Source organism: Pseudomonas cremoricolorata (assembly GCF_000759535.1).
GTDB lineage: Bacteria > Pseudomonadota > Gammaproteobacteria > Pseudomonadales > Pseudomonadaceae > Aquipseudomonas > Aquipseudomonas cremoricolorata_A.
Map to the genome: position 1 here is coordinate 2,105,988 of NZ_CP009455.1, position 21,193 is coordinate 2,127,180.

A 21,193-nucleotide genomic window follows, 5' to 3' on the forward strand; every position below is an offset into this window, starting at 1 on the left:
CCCTTGTTTGCGGAGTTTCCGACATGGCCATCGCGCCTTTTTCCAATCCCTCGCGGCCGTTCGATTTTCGTTGGGCGCTGGGCGTTCCTTTGTTATTGATGGGGCTGATGCTGCTGTTCGACATGACCTCCATCGATTTCCAGCTGGCGCATCTGTTCTACCAGCCCGGCGAGGGCTTCATCGGCCGTAACAGCTACTGGCTGGAAAACATCCTGCATGACCGCGTCAAACAGGCGGTGATCGTGCTGGCGGTGCTGATGCTCGTCGCCTTTGTGGTCAGTTGCCTGTATGCGCCGCTACGGCACTTGCGCAGGCCGCTGGGTTACGTCGTGCTGGCCTTGAGCCTGACCACCTCGGTGGTGACCCCGTTGAAGATCGCCACCGGCGTGCATTGCCCCTGGAGCCTCAGCGAGTTCGGCGGCATCGAGACCTACACACCCTTGCTGGCCCATCGTGCCGAGGCCATCAAGCCCGGCCTGTGCTGGCCGGGTGGCCACGCCTCTACCGGGTTCTCACTGCTGGCGCTGTTCTTCGCCCTGCGTGACCGCCGCCCCAAAACCGCCCGCGTTGCGCTGGCACTGGCCCTCATTCTGGGGTCGGTGCTGTCCCTCGGGCGCATGGCCCAGGGCGCGCATTTCCTCTCGCACAACCTGTGGACACTGCTGATCGACTGGATGATTTGCGTGCTGTGCTACCGATGGCTGGTGTATCGACCGGGTAATCACGTGTCGCTCCCTCAAGCGCCGCGCGGGGCCGTGCGTATTGCCGGCTGAGTGCGAAGGTGCCAGGGGCTACGGCGGGCGTGGGTATGTTTATGAGTCGATACGCGTCCCGTTCACCCGTATTACCGGTTTGCGCTTATCCTGGAAGCCGCACAGTTTGTCGATTTCTTTCGGAAACTTCGAATAGGGTACGTTGTACTGGATGAAGTTTTCGAAGCTTTCGGGGTAGGCGTTGATCAGCAGCCAACCGAGCCAGAGCGGAATCGTTATCGGCGCCTTGAGCAGGCCGTAGGGTTTTGCCAATGTGCGCCGCAGGCCGGCGTACCAGTCACGGTAAGGTTGCAGTGCTTCCTCTCGACGGCTTAGTCGTGGGGGGATGGGTGGGGGTTTAGGCAATCCTTCGGGACCGTTTTCCATGAAGGCCTGGAGATAGGAAAATAGAGACTTGGCTGAGCGGTCGCCGTCGAATACACCGAGATTTCCGCATGCGGCGCAGATTTCGGTGGGCGGATCCATGTTGTAGTCGACGCCGATCAGGTACAGGGGGTGTCGGCTAGTAAAACCAGTCGCAGTCCAGATAGGAATATACCCGGCCAAAACTTCGAGTCTATCCCAATCTGCGATGTGCAAACGCTGTTGATGGGGATACACGAAGTAGAGCTTGCGAGTGCCTCGATGAAGGCGGATATAAGCCCCGCGACAACGACTTGTTCCGTCGCTGAAGTATGAAATCGCCGCCAGTGCAGGGAGCATGGAGGTGACCAGAATTGTTTCTAAAACAATCGTTAGTGTAATTGCCTCTCTGCTGAGTGCGATCAATATAATTGGAAATGCCGCGAGTGCGACTATGAATGAAAGCCCAAAGCTTCCTGCGGCTCCGCGGCGATCCCAGTTCGTATACGTTTCGAGTTCAATAGCGGTGTCGTTGATTCTACGCACGCCATCTGGCCTCGCGGGTTCGCCTGTAGGAGATGGTGTATGCAGGCGCGTGCCGCCAAATCGAATACTTTTGGGCAGTCGCTTGATGGTTGACATTGTTAAAAGTCCTCTAGAGGTTGCAGCTTGGTTATGTCGGTTGGGTCCCAAAACCAAGTGCCCGCTTTAAACACCAGGGGCTCAGGAGCTCCAGGTTGAGTCAACATCAGGCCAGGTTGTCGCACGGAGTCAGGAAAGTAGGCATACTCAAGTTTGACTTTCGCAAACTGATGCATTTGAATCGACCAGCCACACTCTTCACTCGTGGATCCCAAAGAGGTGACTAGGCATTCCTGACGATAATTAATAGGATTGAAACCGGAATAGATGATAGGTCCTTTGATAGCACGGATTGTCTTGTCGTGATAATAAAAAGATAATCGTGTCTGAAATCGCTCTCCCGGCAGGCCATCTATCCCCGGGAGTCGGCAATGAATGCGTAATGTGCCTACTGAATCTCCAGATCTTTGCTCCCATGCCACTGCGAGGCGTGGCCGGTGGTATAAGCAGTAGACCGCTTCCAATTCTTGTGCATTGGTATAGCGGCTGTAGTTTATTCCCCAAGCGCTGTGCTTGAGCCAAATCTCTACAGGTCCGTGTTTAACCAAGTCAGCACCCACTGCGAATAGCACGATAGCTACCACCGCAGCGAAAGCCACAATTGCCCATGCGCCCGCACTTAGGCCAAGAACTAGCACTCGACCCGCAGTGCTCGCCATTGTTGCGGCTGAAGCCATAGCACCTGCCCGCGTTGCCACAGCAAGAACACCACCTGCCAATGCCGATTCCAGCAGAAATAATCCTTGTTCTCTGTTGCTGACGCTAAATGCGCTAATGGCTTTCGATAGGTCGCCTATTGCTACAAGTCCAGCTCCAATAGCACCTAAAGTAGCTACGCTTCTTTTCGAAGCGATGATCTTGGCTCCGTCGTTCGGCGGCTTAATTCCTTGGATACGTAATTTGACAGCTGCGATGCTCGCACTGACTTCTATCGATGAGGCAATTAGCGCGGTGATGGCACCCAGCAAAGCGAACCCAGCACCTAACCTATCGCTGGCTGTATTCGCATCTTTCAACGCATTCCTCATCCCCACAACAGCCAAATACCCCCCCAATCCCACAAACAAATGCCCCGCCGGCTCCCGCATTCGTTTCACCGCATTCATGAACGGATTCCCCTCCAGTTCCATCGCCCGTGGCGGCGGTAGCGCCGGTCGATCCTTGGGCGGACTGTCGATTTCGTGGTAGCTGGTCTCGCCGACCTTGACCCATTCATAGAGGGGGATTCGGACAGTCAAGTCGAACTGGGTGATCTTCGGCGTCGGTACTTTCCAGCCTTGCGCTCTAGCGGTTTCCAGGCTTTGGTGGCCCTGGAACTCATAAGCGGCCCGTTGCAGGTCTGCCAGGTTCATTTCGTACCGGACCAGAGTGACGTTGGCCCTGATCTCCATCACATGCCGCAAGCGGGGTATCAGCACGTCCGCGCGTTTGGCCGCGGGTATCGCTTGCAGCAGACCGATCAGGGCGTTGGTGGCCGGGGTGATGGCATGTTCTTCCATGAAGGCGTCCAGCACCTGGAAGACATTCTTGGCCAGCCCCCCGGCACTGTCGCGCAAGCGATCGAGGAGGGTCTCACTGCCATTGGCCAGCGCCAGCCAATAGGGGCTGCTGTCCACGGGCATGTCGATCAGCTGGGCCAGCATCTGCGTGCCGCGCTGGGTGTGCACCAGGGCGCCGATACACTGGAAAACCGCCTGTTCGTAGGCACGGGCCGTGGGGATCACGCGGGTATCGAAGCAGCGCAGCGCCTTGCCCAGCAGCTTGACCGGATTCATTAGCGCCACCCAGGCGATGGCGTCGTTCACCGCCAGGGCGATGGTTTGATCGAAGGCGTTGATGCGCTCGGCGTACTCGGCCGGAAATGCCATGGCGTCAGTGTATTTGACGAGCTTTTTCTGCCGGATCAGCGCATTGGCTCCCTCTTCGGAATAAGCAGCCTGCTTGTGCATGGCCTCGAAGTAGTTGCTGATGAGCGTCGCGCTCTGCAGGGCGTGGGCATTCTGGCCGGCATACTTCGTCTTGCGCTCCACCGCGCTGCTGACCAGGTAATGCAGCTCGCTGGCAATGCCGATGGGATCGGGCAGGGCAACGGCCAGCGGCGTGATATCGCGGCGTCCGTAGAGTCCGGCATGGAGGCCCTGGATGATGGCGTTGTAGTCAGGTGCGGTGTTGGGAAACTGGGTTTCGCTCCACTCGAAGTGCCTGGGCGTGCTGTAGCCTCTGGGCACCAGTTCCGGGGTGGCATTGCCGACCAGCGCGGCATTGAAGGCATGGGGCTGCTCAGGCCCGGCCGCGGGGTCGAGCCTGACGGCGAGGGTGTCGCGCAGGCCATCCTGATTGGTTTCGATGGCCCACAGCGCACGGTGGCTGAGCAGCGTGTCGCTGATCATCACGTACACCTGCTCGGCGATATGGCTTTGCGGGGCTTGCAGGTAGGGCCTGGCTTGATGGGTTTCAGGCACGCATTGGCGACCTGGGGTGGCATTGGTTTCGTCGCAGCGGTCCCACCAGATGCGGGCGAAGCGGATGTCCTCGGTGACCTGATAGTGCTGGGTCCACATGCGCCCGTCTTTGAAGTAGCACAGGTAGACGTAGCTGCCAGGGCGCAATAAGCGCAGGCCATAGGCTTTGCCTGAGCCAAGGGCGGGATAGCCGTCGGTGCAGAGGGTGGGGAAGATGCTGGGTTCGAGCGGCGTGTCGACGATCCCGTAGCGCAACGGATAGAGCGGGATACTGGGTTCGCACGGCGGGTGCATGATACCGACGCCGACTTCCTTCTGATTAGGCCGGTTGGTGCCGAGGGCGATCTTGTACGTGCGGGTCATGGCGTTTCTCCGGTCACATCCTGCGCTGCCAATTGCGCGAGCCGTGCTTCTGCGTCGATCAGCCGCTGTTTTCCCTCGACCGCGCGCCGCAGCATGATTTCGCGAAGCACCCGGTCGTGGTCGAAGAAGCGCTGTGGATACCGCAAGCGCAGCTCCATGAAGTGGCGTACGTCGCGCTCTGTGCGTAGCGTCAGCGCGCTGGCTTCAAGGGCGAAGGCGTTCAGTCGGCGCCAGAGCTCGGCCTGAGCGTCTGCAGCGTCGTAGACCGGGAAGCGCCTGCGAAACTCACGGGCGCAATCGCGCATGAACCATGCCTGGGTGGCCGGGTTCAGCGCCGCCTCTTCGTATGTGCTCAGCTCGAAGGGCCGTTGCGCGATGGTCGGCGCCGCGCCGGTCACGGGCGCATCGACCGATACCCACTCGCCCGAGTGTTGGTCGCCGGCGTACCAGACAAGACGTTGAATAGGGCCGAGCAGTTGCGCCAGCCGCTCGGCTGGCAAGGCTTCGCAGAGTTCTTCGAGGGCGCGAAAGGCACCGAGGCCGAACGACAGCGCTTGACCGTTGGCACCTGTCAGCTGTTGCAGATGCTCGAGGTGGGCCACGAGGCTGTCTTCATCGTCCGGCGCCAGCACAATCAAGCCGATCTGCTGGGGCAGCCAGTGAGCGAGTGCGTGGTTGAAGATCGACTCATCGAGCGTCACCAGCAGCGGCCCTGAACGATAGCCCGGTGGGGTGAACGCCCACGGTGTGCCGTACCACAGCCAGCGACCGTTGAAGAATCGGTCGAGCTGCTTGAGTTCATCCTGGAGGGTTTGGCTCAGTGCGCCGTTCAGCCAGACCCATGCCCGAGCGCTTTGTTGCAGTGTGGCCCAGTCCGGTATGGGAGATGCCTTCACCACTTGGCGCGAATAGTCGGGAAACTCGGACGTTGCGCTCATCAGGCAGCTCCCCTGCAGGCAGCAATGCTGTGGCAAGCGTCAGCTATCCAGCGGATGATGAAAGATGAAATCGTCATGGTGAGCTCCCGGTGAGGACGAACTTGAATGGCCGTCTCTGGCGTCAAGTGGCGGTCACTCTTTTTAGAAGCATCATCCGAGGTTGGGAATTGAGAACGGTCTGAGGAACGTGCAGGAAGCGTCCTTTTCTCGCTGTAAGGCTCGAGGCGTGCCTGGAAAAGCGGGCTGTAAGTGGTTTCAGCAGGAGAGAGTGCCGGCTTGAAAAGCGCTGGCAGGGTGCATCAGGGGGAAGGGGCGTAGCGGGGAGGGGGCAGCAGAGCCAGATAGCATCGGCCGTATTGCTGGCAGTACGACGGGGTCGGCGGAGCGGCGGGTGCGGCAGGCCCTTGGGCAAAGGGCCTGCCGATTCCAGCGAACATTGCCGAACGCTGAAGGGGACGTCAGACGTTGAAGCGGAAGTGCATCACGTCACCGTCCTTGACGATGTATTCCTTGCCTTCCAGACGCCATTTGCCGGCTTCCTTGGCGCCGCTTTCACCCTTGAACTGGATGAAGTCGTCGTAGGCCACCACTTCGGCGCGGATGAAGCCTTTCTCGAAGTCGGTATGGATCACGCCAGCGGCCTGTGGGGCAGTGGCACCGACACGCACGGTCCAGGCACGTACTTCCTGCACGCCGGCAGTGAAGTAGGTCTGCAGGTTGAGCAGTTCGTACCCGGCGCGGATCACGCGGTTCAGGCCAGGCTCTTCGAGGCCCAAGGCTTCGAGGAACATGTCTTTCTCTTCGCCGTCGTCCAGCTCGGCGATTTCCGCTTCGATCTTGTTGCACACCGGCACCACCACCGCGCCTTCTTCTTCAGCGATGGCCTTGACCACGTCCAGGTGCGGGTTGTTGTCGAAGCCGTCTTCGGCGACGTTGGCGATGTACATCACCGGCTTGCTGGTCAGCAGGTGGAAGCCGCGGATCACGGCTTTCTCGTCGGCGCTCATGCGCTTCATCAGGCTGCGTGCCGGCTTGCCCTCGGTGAAGTGCGGAATGAGTTGTTCGAGAATGGCCTTCTGCGCCAGGGCTTCCTTGTCGCCGCCCTTGGCGTTGCGCGCAACCTTCTGCAGTTGCTTCTCGCAGCTGTCGAGGTCGGCGAAGATCAGTTCCAGGTCGATGATCTCGATGTCGCGCTTGGGGTCGACGCTGTTGGAGACGTGAATCACGTTCTCGTCTTCGAAGCAGCGCACCACGTGGGCGATGGCGTCGGTCTCGCGGATGTTGGCGAGGAACTTGTTGCCCAGGCCTTCACCTTTCGAGGCGCCCGCGACTAGCCCTGCGATGTCGACGAATTCCATGGTGGTGGGCAGGATGCGGTTGGGCTTGACGATTTCTGCCAGTGCCGCAAGGCGCGCATCGGGCATGGGAACGATACCGCTGTTGGGCTCGATGGTGCAGAAGGGGAAGTTCTCAGCGGCGATGCCGGACTTGGTCAGCGCGTTGAACAGGGTGGACTTGCCAACGTTGGGCAGGCCGACGATGCCGCAATTGAAACCCATGGGAATTCCCCTCTCTAGGAAGTCAGGCCTTTTGGCCGTGCAGCTCGCGCATCGCCTTGGCGAAGTCGCCAGCGAGGACATCCGGCAGCACGCCGAGGGCGTAATCGATGCTGGTGTCGAGTTTGTCCTGCTCGGCGCGCGGGGCGCGGCCAAGGACGAAGTTGGACACCAGCTTGGCGTCACCTGGGTGGCCGATGCCAAGCCTCAGGCGATGGAAATCGTTCTGGTTGCCGAGTTGCGCGATGATGTCGCGCAGCCCGTTGTGGCCACCGTGGCCGCCGCCCTTCTTGAGCTTGGCGACCCCTGGAGGCAGGTCGAGTTCGTCGTGGGCCACCAGAATCGCTTCCGGCGCGATGCGGAAGAAATTGGCCAATGCCGCCACGGACTGGCCGCTGCGGTTCATGTAGGTGGTGGGGATCAACAGACGAACATCACGGCCCTGATGGCTGAATTTCGCCGTCAGGCCAAAATACTTGCGGTCAGCGTTGAGTGAAACACGCTGGGCGCTGGCGATGCGTTCAACGAAAAGAGCCCCTGCGTTATGCCGGGTCTGTTCGTATTCGGGGCCTGGGTTTCCCAGGCCGACGATCAACTGGATGGCGGTCACGTCAGGGGCTCTTCCTTGGGGTAGTCAGGGTACGGTGCGCGGCACTGTACCCTGAGCAACACCGGCGTGCGAGTGATTACTCGGCAGCGCCTTCTTCGCCTTCTTCGGCAACGATACGCGGGGCGTGAACGTTGGCGACGGCTTTGTCGTCACCGTGGGCCAGGGCCACGAACTCGACGCCTTTCGGAGCCTTGAGGTCCGACAGGTGGATGATGGTGCCGATTTCGGCGCCATTGAGGTCGACTTCGATGAACTCAGGCAGGTCTTTAGCTTCGCAGGACACTTCCAGCTCGGTCTCGGTGTGCGAGATTTCGCCGCCGTTCTTCAGGGTGGTCTCTTCGTTGATGAAGTGAACCGGAACCTTGGCGGTCAGCTTCTGGCCAGCGACAACGCGAACGAAGTCGGCGTGCATGATGAAACCCTTGGACGGGTGACGCTGCATGGCCTTGACGATGACGTTCTGCTTGGCGCCGTCGACGTTCAGTTCCAGAACGTGGCTGTAGGCAGCTTCGTTTTCGAACAGTTTGGCGATTTCCTTGGCCACGATGGTCAGGGATTGCGCTTCCTGGTTACCGCCGTAAACGACGGCCGGGATGTTGGCGGAGTGACGCAGGCGGCGGCTCGCACCTTTCCCCAGGTCAGTACGCGCTTGGGCGTTCAGGGTGAATTCGTTCATTTTACTTCTCCAATGTAGCCAGCCCCGGGTGACACTTGCGACCAGTGCCAAGGCGGGGTGGGCAAAAAAGCCCCGCCCCAACGAAGGTGTTGGGGCGGGGCGCTTTCATCAACGGACGTTTCGCAGCAGGGCAAAGCCCTTAACGGAACATCGCGCTGATCGATTCTTCGTTGCTGATACGGCGAACCGCTTCGGCAACTACCGGTGCGATATCCAGCTGGCGGATACGGTCACAGGCTTGAGCAGCGGCAGACAGCGGAATGGTGTTGGTCACCACCAGCTCGTCGAGTACCGACTTCTCGATGTTCTCGATCGCCCGGCCGGAAAGGACAGGGTGCGTGCAGTAGGCGTAAACCTTGGCAGCGCCGTGTTCCTTCAGCGCCTTGGCCGCGTGGCACAGGGTGCCGGCGGTGTCGACCATGTCGTCTACCAGGATGCAGGTGCGACCTTCGACGTCGCCGATGATGTGCATCACTTCGGAGTGATTGGCCTTTTCACGGCGTTTGTCGATGATCCCGAGATCGACGCCCAAGGACTTGGCGACGGCGCGAGCACGCACCACGCCACCGATGTCCGGGGAGACGATCATCAGGTTGTCGAAACGCTGGTCTTCGATGTCGTCGACCAGTACGGGCGAGCCGTAGATGTTGTCGACGGGGATATCGAAGAAGCCCTGGATCTGGTCTGCGTGCAGGTCGACGGTGAGTACACGGTCGATGCCGACGACGGTGAGCATGTCAGCGACGACTTTGGCGCTGATGGCTACACGGGCCGAACGCGGACGGCGATCCTGGCGGGCGTATCCGAAGTAGGGAATCACGGCGGTGATTCGGGAGGCTGAGGAGCGGCGGAAGGCGTCGGCCATCACTACCAGTTCCATCAGATTATCGTTGGTCGGGGCACACGTCGGCTGAATGATGAAGACGTCTTTGCCGCGAACGTTTTCATTGATCTCAGTGCTGATTTCGCCGTCGGAGAACTTACCGACAGAAACATCACCCAGTGGGATATGCAGCTGACGTACGACACGCCGAGCCAGATCGGGGTTGGCATTCCCCGTGAAGACCATCATCTTGGACACGCGCAGTACCTGAAGGCTGAGGGTAACCTGGATGAAAATAGGAAAATGGCAGGGGCGGCTGGATTCGAACCAACGCATGGCAGGATCAAAACCTGCTGCCTTACCGCTTGGCGACGCCCCTGTATCTGTTGCTGCGAATACTGTGTATTCGACTTCTAGAGCAGGTCTTGAAGCGTGCGGTGCAATATCGAGACATTGCAACCTTTAGCGACAAACCCTGTTTGGGTCTCTGAAAGAAGGGCCAGAACTCTATCAGCTTCGGCTTTGCTTGGGAAGGCCCCAAACACGCAACTTCCAGTGCCGGTCAATCGAGCTTCCGTATATTTACCCAATGAAATCAGCGCGTTGCGAACTTCTGGATAACGTTGCTCTACCACCGGTTGGCAGTCATTACGACTGTTTCCCTCGGGAACGGGGCGCATCTTAAGGGGGAGGGAATCACGTGTCAACTGCGGATGCGAAAAAATTTCCGCTGTGCTGACAGACACTTGCGGCACCAGCACGACATACCAGGGCTCCTGGGGATCGACCGGTGTGAGCTGTTCGCCGACCCCTTCGGCGAACGCCGCATGCCCGCGCACGAACACCGGCACATCGGCGCCCAGGCCCAGACCCAGCTGTGCCAGACGGTCGAAATCCCAACCCAGTTGCCACAGATGATTGAGACCGAGCAGCGTGGTGGCGGCGTCGGAGCTGCCGCCGCCGATGCCGCCACCCATGGGCAGCACCTTGTCGAGCCAGATGTCGGCACCCAGTGGGCAGCCGGCGAGCTGTTGCAATTGACGCGCAGCGCGAACGATCAGGTTGCTGTCGTGCGGCACTGATTCAAGCGCGTCGTGCAGGCGGATTTCGCCATCTTCACGCAGCGCGAAGCGCAGGGTGTCGCCGTGGTCGAGGAACTGGAACACGGTTTCCAGCAGGTGGTAGCCATCGTCGCGGCGACCGAGGATGTGCAACCACAAGTTGAGCTTGGCAGGGGCAGGCAGGGTTAGCACGAATCAGTGCCCCAGCTGGCGCGGCTGCCAGTCCTTGACCACCAGGGTCACGTCGATGTTTTCGCCGTGCAGCTTGAGGCGCTCGGGCAGCCAGTAGCCGTTCTGCTCGGCATAGCTGAGGTATTGGACCTGCCAGCCATCCTGCTTCAGGCTGGCCAGGCGGCTGTCGCCGTCGAGGGTCAGCTGGCTCTTGCTGTCGGGCGCCGGCAGGCCTCGCACCCACCAGACCAGGTGCGACACCGGCAGGCGCCAGCCCAGTTGTTCTTGCAGCAGTGCTTCAGGGTCGGCCGCTTCATAGCGGCCCTGGTTGGCAACTTCCAGCACGACTGCGCCAGGACGCCCGGTCAGGCGTGCGGCGCCACGGCCCAGCGGGCCGGCCAGGCGGATGTCGTAGTAATCCTGCCGCTGCAGCCAGAACAGCGTGCCGCTGCCCGAATCCTGCGGGGCGCGGATGCCGACTTTGCCGTTGATCTGCCAGCCATCGAGGCTGCTGAGCTGCGCCTTGTGCTCACGCCATTGCTGGGAATTGCCCTGGCCTTGCAAGGCTTCGCGAGAGCCGGTGCCGGCACAGCCGGCGAGCAGGGCGATCAGGGAGAAGGTAATGAGTTGACGCATGAACATGTCTTAGAGAACCTCGGATCCGGTCATGCGCAGAATGGTTTTGCGCAGGACCTCGCTGTCGGGTTGATTGGCCAGGGCCTTGCTCCAGATCTGGCGTGCTTCGCGGCGCTTGCCATTGGCCCACAGCACTTCGCCCAGGTGCGCTGCCACTTCCGGATCGGACAGGCGCTCGTATGCTGCACGCAGGTGGTGCTCGGCTTCGTCGAGGTTGCCCTGGCGATAGTTGACCCAGCCCAGGCTGTCGAGCACCGCCGGGTCGTCCGGAGTCAAGGACAGCGCTTTTTCAATCAGCCGCTTGGCTTCTTCGAAGCGCGTGGTGCGATCGGCCAGGGTGTAGCCCAGAGCGTTCAGGGCCATGGCGTTTTCCGGCTCGCGGTCGAGAATGGCGCGCAGGTCTTTTTCCATCTGCGACAGATCGCCGCGCTTCTCAGCCAGCATGGCCCGGCTATAGAGCAGGTTGAGGTCGTCGGGGAAGCGCTGGGTGGCCTGACGCAGCACCTGGTCGGCTTCGGCGTCCTTGCCATTGTTGCTGTAGCTTTCCGATTCGATCAGATACAGCTGGATGGCGTAGTCCGGCTGCGTTTCGCGGGCCTCGGCGAGCAGGCGCGAGGCTTCGCTGGCGCGGCCATTGGCAATGAGGATATCGGCCTGGCGCAGCTGCGCGGCGAGGTAATCGGGGCCTGGCCCGACCAGCGCATACTCGCGCAGCGCGGCCTGAGGATCGTTGCGCTCTTCGCGGATACGCCCCAGGTTCAGGTGCGCGGCATCGGCATTGGCGTCGCGTTCGACCAGCTCTTGCAGGTAGCCTTCGGCCTCGTCCCAGTCCTTGTTTTCCAGGCTGACCAGCGCCAGGGAATAGCGCAGTTCGTCGTCTTCGGGGTACTGCTGGACCAGGCTGACGAACTCGCTCTTGGCCTCGGGAATGCGGTCGAGCTCGACCAGGGTGCGCGCGTAGTTCAGGCGCAGGCGCTTGTCGTCGGGGTTGTCGCGAATGGCGCCACGCAACAGCGGCAGGGCTTCGTCGCCACGGTCGAGGGTCTGCAGCAGGCGGGCACGCAGCAGAATCGGCGCGATCTCGCCATCCTGCACCGGGTGCGATTCGAGCAGCTCCAGCGCTTGCTCGCTCTTGCCGTCCTGGTTCAGCAGCAGCGCCTTGCCAAACAGTAGTTGGCTGTTGGCCGGGTGCTTGACCAGCAGGCGGTCGAAGCTCTGCAGCAGACCATCGCGGGTGCTCTGGTCGGTTTCGGCTGCCGATAGGGCAAGGAAGTCGAAATGAGTATCGCCTTTGGCCTGCAAGACCTTTTCCATGTAGGACATGGATTCATCGTAGCGCCCGGCGCGTGCCAACTGGATGGCGGCAGCGCGCTGGGCGTCCAGGTTTGCGCCATCGTTACGCGCCCACAGCAGTGCGGTGTCCAGTGCCGGCTCATCGGCGCCGAGGTACTCGGCGATGCGATAGGCGCGTTCGGAAACCCCGGAATCCTGGGTCTTTTGCGCCTGGTCGACGTAGTTGGCCAAGGCAATGTCGAAACGGTTGCGCTGACCGGCCAGCTCGGCCACCAGCAGGCTGTAGAGCGTATCGGGCTTGAACGAGCCGTACACCACAGGTTCGGCCGGTGCCTCTTGCTCGCTAGCCTCGGACGCCTGGGGCTCGGATGCCGCGTGATGCGGCGGCAGATTCTGGCAGCCCTGAAGCAGGGCGAGGGCGAGCAGCAATGCGTAGCGTCTATTCATAAAGAAGGCTTGAGGGGGCTGACCGGCGGTGTGGGGCATGATGACACAAGCGCGGTGGCAAACCCACCGACGATGGTCGTGGCCTGTCGCTTGGCAGCGACCTAGGGTCTGACAGCGGGTAAATGGGAGGGTTCGTAAGGGCTGGGTGAAGAAGGCGTGGCGATCGTGATGGTCAGGGAGGTGAAATGCCCAGATAAGGCTTGGCGAAATACACGCAGGCCCATAACGAAAGGAATGCAACACAGAGTGCTGCGCACGTGATTGTAAGTCTGCTTAGGCGCTTTCTCGTATGAATAGGAATTCGGTTGATTTCTTGGAGGTCTACGAGGTGTTTGCGAGCGAAGACTTGGGGTGCCATAAATACCAACGAGATGACCCCAAGTCGATGAATTTTCCCTGCGATGCCTTTTGATGCATATATTTTCAGGTTGTCCATGATTAATTTGGAGTTTGTGAGCTGTGACTCGATCTCTTCGGTAAGGCGGTGAGCCAGGTAAACAGTAATTGCCAAGTTGATACAGAGGGAGGCAATGATTACAACGTAGGCAGCTATGAATAGGTCTTGAAGTAACATCACATGTTGGTCCGTTCATAGATTAATTCACCAATGGACGCCCCAGCGGAGCCACCAGCTTCTCCACCTACCATACCCCCAACAGCGCCGCCCATGACAGCGCAGGCGAGTCCGCCTGTTCCGCCTGATGGAATGCCTAATACGACCGCACAAATCGTCGTTCCGGCCAGGGCGCCAACTTTCGCCAACGCTGAGCCTAATGAGAGGCTGCCCACCAGCGCGCTCCCCTCCACGATACGTGCTCGCCTGCACGCCTCTTCGCGACCCTCTAGGCACGCTTGTCTAATCGACAAGCCCGCACTCGCCACCTCCAGCGCAACGCCAATATAAGTGCCTCGCTTGATAAGGCTGGCCGCCCGGCTAACGCCCGCCACTTTGTCGGCATAACCTGCGATTTCGCCCTTGCTCAAGAACCGTTTGGTGGAAAGGCCCAGGGTCCGTTTGATCGAGCCGCCATTACGCAACCCCGAGCCGAACGCCGCCAGCCTGCCAAGTTGGGAGTCCAGTTGCCTGAACAGCGCGGCGCGCTTGCTGTAGAACTCGTCGCGAGCTCGGAAGGTGCCTGAACTCAGATGGGCGTCATGCAGGTGCTGAATTTCCTGAAGGGTACGCTTGATGGTATCCAGGTGTCGGCTCCATCCGTCGCTGACCACACCTGCGCCCAGCGAAGCGTGGCCCAGCAGATTCTTGAGCAATTCGAAATTGTTCAGGAAAAACGCATCGAACCCTTCTCCGCTACGCAGCAGCTCGGCATGCACCGCTGCAGCTTTTGCCATGAGGTAGGCTTCCTCGCGCGTGCAGGCGGGTGTCGATGCGTCGCCGAGAACGACCAGTTCACCGCTGCGCACGACGCTGTTGTAAATATGTGGGTTGACGCTGTCGAACTTTCCGATCGAGTATCCGCTTAGCGCAAGTTCAGACTTGAGGGCTTGGTAGTTTCTCAGTGTCGGATTAATGAATGCACGGGCTTGCGTCATGGTCTTCCTTGGAGATGCACAGTGCGCCAATCACGGATGACGTGTGCTGAACTCAAAGCTTGAGGGCAGTAATAGAGTCGAGTTTTCGAGTTGCTCAAAGGCCGGGCGAAGTGCAGGCGTATTTCTTCATGCTGTGATGTGGCTGTGCTGAGAGATCAGCTCGCGTCAAGGGCTTGAACTTATACGGGGCGATCAAGTTTCGGCAATGGCTCAAGGTGCATTTGGGAAATGGACTACAAGAATATGAATTGTTGCTGCGTAGTTGTTTCGAAAGATATCCACAACAGGCAGGGGCTTGTAGGTTCTGTGTGAAAAGTTCTGAGACGCCGGGGAGACAAGGCCGATGGTGGCCCCGCAAAAACAGCCGAGGAAGCGGAGTTTACGGTCTGTAAATGAGCATTCCGAGGCTGTTTTCAACGCAGGATCACCAAGTATCAGGACTTTTCATACAGAGCCTAATGTGCTTGGCGGGCACCGATGGGCATCACGGCCCATGGGCGAGCCGGCGGTCCTGCACGCAAAACGCCGCACGGTGTGGGCGTCGGGGATGAGTGCTCCGAGGGTCGCCCCCTGCGGCTTCAGACCGCACTCACCGAGAGCAATTGCTATAAACCCCGTAGCTCGGGGGGCGGCGTCGGCCGTCTGAGCCGCTGCGCACGGCGACAATAGCGAACGGTGGTTGTTCTGAATCCTGCGAAGTAGGACAATTATCGGCTTCACGTCACAATCAGCGACCGCGCATGGCCTTTCTCGCACTCGGGATCAATCACAAGACTGCCTCGGTCGACGTACGCGAGCGCGTGGCGTTCACGCCCGAGCAGCTGGTCGATGCCCTGCAGCAGTTGTGTCGCCTCACTGCCAGCCGCGAGGCGGCGATTCTTTCGACCTGCAACCGCAGTGAACTGTACCTGGAACAGGACACCCTCTCGGCCGACGACGTACTGCTGTGGCTGGCCGACTACCACCGTCTGAGCCTCGATGAGCTGCGCGCCAGTGCCTATGTGCACGAAGAGCATGCTGCAGTAAAGCACATGATGCGCGTCGCCTCCGGGCTCGACTCGCTGGTGCTCGGCGAGCCGCAGATTCTTGGCCAGATGAAATCGGCCTATGCCGTGGCCCGCGAGGCCGGCACGGTCGGCCCGTTGCTGGGTCGGCTGTTCCAGGCCACCTTCAGCGCCGCCAAGCAGGTGCGCACCGACACCGCCATCGGCGAGAACCCGGTGTCCGTGGCCTTCGCCGCAGTCAGCCTGGCGCGGCAGATCTTCAGTGACCTGGGGCGCAGCCAGGCGCTGCTGATCGGCGCCGGCGAAACCATCACCCTGGTCGCCCGGCACTTGCACGAGCAAGGCGTGCGGCGCATCGTCGTCGCCAACCGCACCCTGGAGCGAGCCAGCCTTCTTGCCGAGCAGTTCGGCGCCCACGCCGTGTTGCTGGCCGATATCCCCCAGGAGTTGGCCAACAGCGACATCGTCATCAGCTCCACCGCCAGCCAACTGCCGATTCTGGGCAAGGGCGCGGTGGAAAGTGCCCTGAAGGCGCGTCGGCACAAGCCGATCTTTATGGTCGACATCGCCGTGCCGCGCGACATCGAGCCCGAGGTCGGTGAGCTCGACGATGTCTACCTGTACACCGTCGATGACCTGCACGACGTGGTCGCGGAAAACCTCAAGAGCCGCCAGGGGGCTGCCCAGGCTGCCGAGGAACTGGTCGCGGTCGGCGCCGATGATTTCATGGCGCGCCTGCGCGAGCTGGCCGCGGTCGATGTGCTGCGTGCCTACCGTCAGCAGAGCGAGCGTCTGCGCGACGAAGAGCTGCACAAGGCGCAGCGCCTGCTGGCCAATGGCGCCAACCCGGAAGAGGTGCTGGCGCAGCTGGCCCGGGGCTTGACCAACAAACTGCTGCACGCGCCCAGCGTGCAATTGAAAAAGCTCTCTGCCGAAGGCCGCGTCGATGCGCTGGCGATGGCTCAGGAACTCTTCGCCCTCTCTGAGGGCTCGACGGACAAGACCCCGCAATGAAAGCGTCGCTGCTGAACAAACTGGACACGCTCCAGGACCGCTTCGAAGAACTCACCGCCTTGCTCGGTGACGGCGAAGTGATCGCCGATCAGACCCGTTTCCGCACCTATTCGCGCGAATATGCCGAGGTGGAGCCGGTGATCGCCGCCTATCAGGCCTGGCGCAAGGTGCAGGATGACCTCGAAGGCGCCCAGGCGCTGCTCAAGGATGCCGACCCCGATCTGCGCGAAATGGCCCAGGAAGAGGTGCGTGAGGCCAAGGCGCGGCTGGTCGAGCTGGAGTCGCAGTTGCAGCGCATGCTGTTGCCCAAGGATCCCAACGACAACCGCAACGTGTTCCTCGAGATCCGCGCCGGTACCGGCGGCGACGAGGCGGCGATCTTCTCCGGCGACCTGTTCCGCATGTATTCGCGCTATGCGGAAAAACGCGGCTGGCGGCTGGAAGTGCTCTCGGAGAACGAAGGGGAACACGGCGGCTACAAGGAAATCATCGCCCGGGTCGAGGGCGACAGCGTCTACGCCAAACTCAAGTTCGAATCCGGCGCCCATCGCGTGCAGCGCGTGCCGGAAACCGAAAGCCAGGGCCGTATCCATACCTCGGCGTGTACCGTGGCGGTGCTGCCCGAACCCGACGAGCAGGTGGCGATCGAAATCAACCCGGCCGACCTGCGCGTGGACACCTATCGCGCCTCCGGTGCCGGCGGTCAGCACATCAACAAGACCGACTCGGCGATTCGCATCACCCACTTGCCCACCGGCATCGTGGTCGAGTGCCAGGAAGAACGCTCGCAGCACAAGAACCGTGCTCGCGCGCTGTCGTGGCTGTCGGCCAAGCTCAATGACATGCAGACCAGCGCCTCGCAGAACGCCATCGCCAGCGAGCGTAAGCTGCTGGTCGGTTCGGGCGACCGTTCCGAGCGCATTCGCACCTATAACTACCCCCAGGGCCGGGTCACCGATCACCGTATCAACCTGACCTTGTATTCGCTCGACGAGGTGCTTGCAGGCGGCGTGGAAGCGGTGATCGAGCCGCTGCTCAGCGAGTATCAGGCCGATCAACTCGCCGCGCTGGGGGACTGAATGACCATCATCGCCAGCCTGCTGCGGGACGCGCAGTTGCCTGCTTCGGACAGTGCCCGCCTGGATGCCGAACTGCTGCTTGCAGCGGCCCTGGGAAAGTCGCGCAGTTACCTGCGCACCTGGCCTGAGCGGATCGTCAGCAGCGAAGCGGCGCAGTGCTTCCAGGGGTATCTGGCGCGGCGCCGCAGCGGCGAGCCGGTGGCCTACATTCTCGGCCATCAAGGGTTCTGGACCCTGGAGCTGGAAGTAGCGCCCGACACCTTGATTCCCCGCCCGGACACCGAAGTGCTGGTGGAAACCGCGCTTGCCCTGTTGCCAGCGACGCCGGCACAGGTGCTCGACCTGGGCACCGGCACCGGGGCCATTGCCCTGTCGCTGGCAAGCGAGCGTCCCGCCTGGCAGGTCACTGCGGTGGATCGCGTCGAGGCTGCCGTGGCCCTGGCCGAGCGTAATCGACAGCGGCTGGACCTGAGCAATGTCCGCGTGCTGGCCAGCAACTGGTTCGCTGGCCTGGCTGGTCAGCGTTTCGAACTCATCCTGAGCAATCCACCTTACATTCCCGAGCACGATCCGCACCTGCTGCGCGGCGACGTGCGCTTCGAGCCCAGCAGTGCGCTGGTGGCCGGCGCCGACGGGCTCGACGATCTGCGCCAGATCATCGCCCAGGCCCCGCAGCACTTGCAGGCCGGAGGCTGGCTGCTGCTCGAGCATGGTTATGACCAGGCGCCGGCCGTGCGCGAACTGCTCGCCCGGCAAGGCTTCGTCGAGGTCGAGAGCCGTCTTGATCTGGGCGGTCATGCCCGCGTCTCGCTGGGTCGGCTGCCATGTTGAGCGATGCTGAACTGCTGCGCTACAGCCGCCAGATTCTTCTGGCGCAGGTGGACATCGAAGGCCAGTTGCGGCTCAAGAACAGCCGGGTACTGCTGGTCGGCCTGGGTGGGCTAGGTTCGCCGGCGGCCCTGTATCTGGCCGCCGCTGGGGTTGGCGAGTTGCACCTGGCCGACTTCGACGACGTCGACCTGACCAACCTGCAGCGTCAGGTGCTGCATGACAGCGCCAGCGTGGGCATGAGCAAGGTCGATTCGGCCATCGATCGCCTGCGGGCGATCAATCCTGATGTAGCGCTGCACGCCCACCGCGAGGCGCTCGAAGGGCAGACCCTGACCGCAGCAGTGGCGGCCGTCGATGTAGTGCTCGATTGTTCCGATAACTTCGCCACCCGCGAAGCGGTCAACGCGGCCTGCGTGGCAGCGCTCAAGCCGTTGGTCAGCGGCGCGGCGATCCGCCTCGAGGGGCAGTTGTCGGTGTTCGACCCACGGCTTGCGGCTAGCCCGTGCTACCACTGCCTGTACGGTCATGGCAGCGAGGCGGAGTTGAGCTGCAGCGAAGCGGGCGTGCTCGGCCCGTTGGTCGGCATGGTCGGAAGTCTGCAAGCGTTGGAAACACTCAAGCTGCTGGCAGGTTTCGGCGAGCCGCTGGTCGGTCGACTGCTGTTGATCGACGCCAGCAGCAGCCGCATGCGCGAATTGCGGGTCAAGCGCGACCCGGCCTGTGTGGTATGCGCCAGCCGCCATGAGTGACCGTGCAGCGCCGGTCGGCGTGATGGATTCCGGTGTGGGCGGTTTGTCGGTCCTCGCCGAGATCCAGCAGCTATTGCCCAACGAGTCGCTGCTCTACGTAGCCGACTGTGGGCATGTGCCCTATGGCGAAAAATCCCCCGAATACATCCGTCAGCGTTGCCGGCACATTGCGGCATTTTTTCAAGCGCGAGGCGCCAAGGCCATGGTGCTGGCTTGCAACACCGCCACGGTGGCGGCAGTCGCCGATCTGCGTGCGCTGTATCCGGACTGGCCGTTGGTAGGCATGGAGCCTGCGGTCAAGCCGGCTGCGGCGGCGACCCGCTCTGGCGTGGTCGGGGTGTTGGCGACTACCGGCACCTTGCAAAGCGCCAAGTTCGCCGCGTTGCTCGATCGCTTCGCCAGCGATGTGCGGGTGATCACCCAGCCGTGTCCGGGCCTGGTCGAGTGCATCGAAGCCGGTGATCTGCACAGCCCGGCGCTACGTCGCCTGCTCGCCGATTACCTGCAACCATTGCTGGAAGCCGGCTGCGACACGTTGATCCTCGGCTGCACGCATTACCCCTTCCTGCGTCCCCTGTTGGCGACGATGGTGCCGCAGGATGTCACGATCATCGACACCGGTGCAGCGGTAGCGCGGCAGCTGCAGCGCCTGCTGGACGAGCGCGGATTGCTGGCCGAGGGGCCAGCGCGCAGCACCTGTTTCTGGACCAGTGCCGATCCGCAGAATCTGAGAAAAATCCTTCCTTTGTTGTGGAATAAAGCTGACAGTGTGCAAAGCTTTCGCTTGTAAAAAAAATGTGAAAAGCCGTGCTGAAAGCTGAACTATCGTACTAGTGGCGTTTTCTACACAACGGCCTGTTGAGGCACACACCAATAACAGCATCGAAAGAAGGATGTTTCTCATGAAGAAACTGCTCGGCTTGGCGGCGATTGCTGCTTTGACATTGGGGCAAGCGGTGACGGCGCAGGCGGCGGACGTCTCGTTGTCGGTGGGGCAGACCGGTGACTCCACCATGGTCTACCGCTTGGGGGTCCAGTCGAACTGGGATGCCAGTTGGTGGCAGACCAGCGTCGGTCGCGTTACCGGGTACTGGGATGGGGCCTATACCTTCTGGGATGGCGATGATCGCGCCAGCAACCACAGCCTTTCGTTCGCACCGGTGTTCGTCTACGAATTTGCCGGCGAATCGGTCAAGCCTTACGTCGAAGCAGGCATCGGTGTCGCGGCATTTGCACGCAGCAAGCTGGAGAGCAACGATCTGGGTGGGTCGTTCCAGTTCGAAGACCGCATCGGTTTCGGCCTGCGCTTCGCCGGTGGGCATGAGGTGGGCGTGCGCGCCATTCACTACTCCAACGCCGGTATAAAGCAGCCCAACGACGGCGTCGAAGCTTATTCCCTGCACTACCGTATGGCGCTGTAATCACCCCCCGTACCTGCAAGGCTTGCCGAGCAGCGCAAGCCTTGTAGTCGAATCCGTGGCAGGCTGACTAGATCGACATCAGCGGCCACAATGTCCTCAGGCCCAGCGCCTCAAGCACTATTTCCGGTTCGCGTTCGGGCAATCTGCCAAGGATTTCCTTGGCTGCCGTTTGCGCCGTCCAGCGTTCGGGGATGTGGTCGATTGCCCATGGCGTATCCTGCCCATGAGGCGTAATCACGGTTAGATCGACGCCAACCTGGCGCAGTTGAGGTCGAAGCTGTTCAAGTCGATACGGCAGGCTATTGGCAGGCAAGGGCGGAAGACTGGGATCAGACAGCTGCGACACCGTATAGAGGTTGAGAATGACCACCAGCTGCGGACGCTCACCCTGCTCGAGCAACGGCAGCGCGGCCTCGAGAAACTGCTCGAAGGCTTGCATGTTGGTTTTTATCACCGCGTGTACCAGCTGGCTTTCGGTGATGTTCACGGGCAAGTAATCGCAGGTGCCCGCATTGACGACCAGGGTATCGAGCGCGCCCCAGGTTTGTTGCAAGTACTCCCCTCCGGTATGGGGTGCACCGGGCAGCGCCAGCAGACGGCTGCCATGGCGCCTGGCCATGGCGTGGAATTGCAGATTGTTGCGTCCGCTTGCGGCGACGCGCACTTGGTGCGCCACCAGTTGTTCGACCAGGGCCATGCCCAGCCCGTTGGTGCTTCCGGTTACCCAGAACCGCCGTGAGTCATTCAAGAT

Annotated in this window: 19 protein-coding genes and 1 tRNA gene; 7 read left to right on the plus strand and 13 right to left on the minus strand. The window is 61.2% G+C overall.

Annotation, left to right across the window (positions count from 1 at the left end; translation table 11 throughout):
* The first annotated feature begins 23 nt into the window (after positions 1 to 23).
* Positions 24 to 773 (plus strand): phosphatase PAP2 family protein, encoded by a 750-nt coding sequence (locus LK03_RS09160; RefSeq protein ID WP_038412036.1) that lies wholly within the window; start codon positions 24 to 26, stop codon positions 771 to 773.
* 39 nt (positions 774 to 812) lie between these two features.
* Here the strand turns inward: LK03_RS09160 and LK03_RS22165 are convergent, their stop codons facing one another.
* The 12 genes from LK03_RS22165 to LK03_RS09225 form a co-directional block, all read right to left on the minus strand.
* Positions 813 to 1,757: a hypothetical protein gene (locus tag LK03_RS22165; protein WP_156109527.1), complete on the minus strand. Its 945-nt coding sequence runs from the start codon at positions 1,755 to 1,757 to the stop codon at positions 813 to 815.
* A gap of 2 nt (positions 1,758 to 1,759) precedes the next feature.
* Positions 1,760 to 4,582, minus strand: a complete 2,823-nt coding sequence (locus LK03_RS09170) for a toxin VasX (protein ID WP_038412038.1) — start codon at positions 4,580 to 4,582, stop codon at positions 1,760 to 1,762.
* Entirely contained in the window at positions 4,579 to 5,520 is a 942-nt protein-coding gene (locus LK03_RS09175) for a DUF4123 domain-containing protein (RefSeq protein WP_038412039.1), read from the minus strand. The genes LK03_RS09170 and LK03_RS09175 overlap by 4 nt, the downstream gene beginning before the upstream one ends.
* A gap of 458 nt (positions 5,521 to 5,978) precedes the next feature.
* Positions 5,979 to 7,079, minus strand: coding sequence for a redox-regulated ATPase YchF (gene ychF / locus LK03_RS09180; protein ID WP_038412040.1), 1,101 nt, complete (start codon positions 7,077 to 7,079; stop codon positions 5,979 to 5,981).
* Positions 7,080 to 7,101: 22 nt separating this feature from the next.
* Positions 7,102 to 7,686, minus strand: coding sequence for an aminoacyl-tRNA hydrolase (gene pth / locus LK03_RS09185; protein WP_038412041.1), 585 nt, complete (start codon positions 7,684 to 7,686; stop codon positions 7,102 to 7,104).
* A gap of 76 nt (positions 7,687 to 7,762) precedes the next feature.
* The gene (locus tag LK03_RS09190) at positions 7,763 to 8,362 is read right to left on the minus strand and encodes a 50S ribosomal protein L25/general stress protein Ctc (protein WP_038412042.1); all 600 of its coding nucleotides are present in this window, start codon (positions 8,360 to 8,362) and stop codon (positions 7,763 to 7,765) included.
* Between the two features lie 139 nt (positions 8,363 to 8,501).
* Complete coding sequence (locus LK03_RS09195) at positions 8,502 to 9,443, minus strand: ribose-phosphate pyrophosphokinase (RefSeq protein ID WP_028696334.1); 942 nt, start codon at positions 9,441 to 9,443, stop codon at positions 8,502 to 8,504.
* A 46-nt stretch (positions 9,444 to 9,489) separates the two neighbouring features.
* Positions 9,490 to 9,564: transfer RNA gene (locus LK03_RS09200), tRNA-Gln, on the minus strand.
* 34 nt (positions 9,565 to 9,598) lie between these two features.
* On the minus strand, positions 9,599 to 10,438 hold the full coding sequence (ispE, locus tag LK03_RS09205) for a 4-(cytidine 5'-diphospho)-2-C-methyl-D-erythritol kinase (RefSeq protein ID WP_038412043.1): 840 nt from the start codon (positions 10,436 to 10,438) through the stop codon (positions 9,599 to 9,601).
* Between the two features lie 3 nt (positions 10,439 to 10,441).
* Positions 10,442 to 11,059, minus strand: a complete 618-nt coding sequence (gene lolB / locus LK03_RS09210; protein WP_038412044.1) for a lipoprotein insertase outer membrane protein LolB — start codon at positions 11,057 to 11,059, stop codon at positions 10,442 to 10,444.
* A 3-nt stretch (positions 11,060 to 11,062) separates the two neighbouring features.
* On the minus strand, positions 11,063 to 12,793 hold the full coding sequence (locus tag LK03_RS09215; RefSeq protein WP_038412045.1) for a tetratricopeptide repeat protein: 1,731 nt from the start codon (positions 12,791 to 12,793) through the stop codon (positions 11,063 to 11,065).
* A gap of 573 nt (positions 12,794 to 13,366) precedes the next feature.
* Positions 13,367 to 14,344, minus strand: coding sequence for a hypothetical protein (locus tag LK03_RS09225; protein ID WP_038412047.1), 978 nt, complete (start codon positions 14,342 to 14,344; stop codon positions 13,367 to 13,369).
* Between the two features lie 740 nt (positions 14,345 to 15,084).
* Between LK03_RS09225 and hemA the strand changes: the two genes are divergently transcribed.
* The 6 genes from hemA (at position 15,085) to LK03_RS09255 (ending at position 20,442) form a co-directional block, all read left to right on the plus strand.
* Positions 15,085 to 16,362 carry a glutamyl-tRNA reductase gene (hemA, locus tag LK03_RS09230; RefSeq protein WP_038412048.1) on the plus strand — a complete coding sequence of 426 codons (1,278 nt, stop codon included), beginning with the start codon at positions 15,085 to 15,087 and terminating at the stop codon, positions 16,360 to 16,362.
* Complete coding sequence (prfA, locus tag LK03_RS09235; protein ID WP_038412049.1) at positions 16,359 to 17,441, plus strand: peptide chain release factor 1; 1,083 nt, start codon at positions 16,359 to 16,361, stop codon at positions 17,439 to 17,441. Before hemA ends, prfA begins: the two co-directional genes overlap by 4 nt.
* Positions 17,442 to 18,272: a peptide chain release factor N(5)-glutamine methyltransferase gene (prmC, locus tag LK03_RS09240; protein ID WP_038412050.1), complete on the plus strand. Its 831-nt coding sequence runs from the start codon at positions 17,442 to 17,444 to the stop codon at positions 18,270 to 18,272.
* Positions 18,266 to 19,021: a molybdopterin-synthase adenylyltransferase MoeB gene (gene moeB, locus LK03_RS09245; protein WP_038412051.1), complete on the plus strand. Its 756-nt coding sequence runs from the start codon at positions 18,266 to 18,268 to the stop codon at positions 19,019 to 19,021. The genes prmC and moeB overlap by 7 nt, the downstream gene beginning before the upstream one ends.
* Entirely contained in the window at positions 19,014 to 19,811 is a 798-nt protein-coding gene (gene murI, locus LK03_RS09250) for a glutamate racemase (protein ID WP_038412052.1), read from the plus strand. The genes moeB and murI overlap by 8 nt, the downstream gene beginning before the upstream one ends.
* Before the next feature lie 103 nt (positions 19,812 to 19,914).
* Positions 19,915 to 20,442, plus strand: a complete 528-nt coding sequence (locus tag LK03_RS09255; RefSeq protein ID WP_038412053.1) for an acyloxyacyl hydrolase — start codon at positions 19,915 to 19,917, stop codon at positions 20,440 to 20,442.
* 67 nt (positions 20,443 to 20,509) lie between these two features.
* Here the strand turns inward: LK03_RS09255 and LK03_RS09260 are convergent, their stop codons facing one another.
* Positions 20,510 to 21,190: an SDR family NAD(P)-dependent oxidoreductase gene (locus LK03_RS09260; protein WP_038412054.1), complete on the minus strand. Its 681-nt coding sequence runs from the start codon at positions 21,188 to 21,190 to the stop codon at positions 20,510 to 20,512.
* Positions 21,191 to 21,193 lie beyond the last annotated feature (3 nt).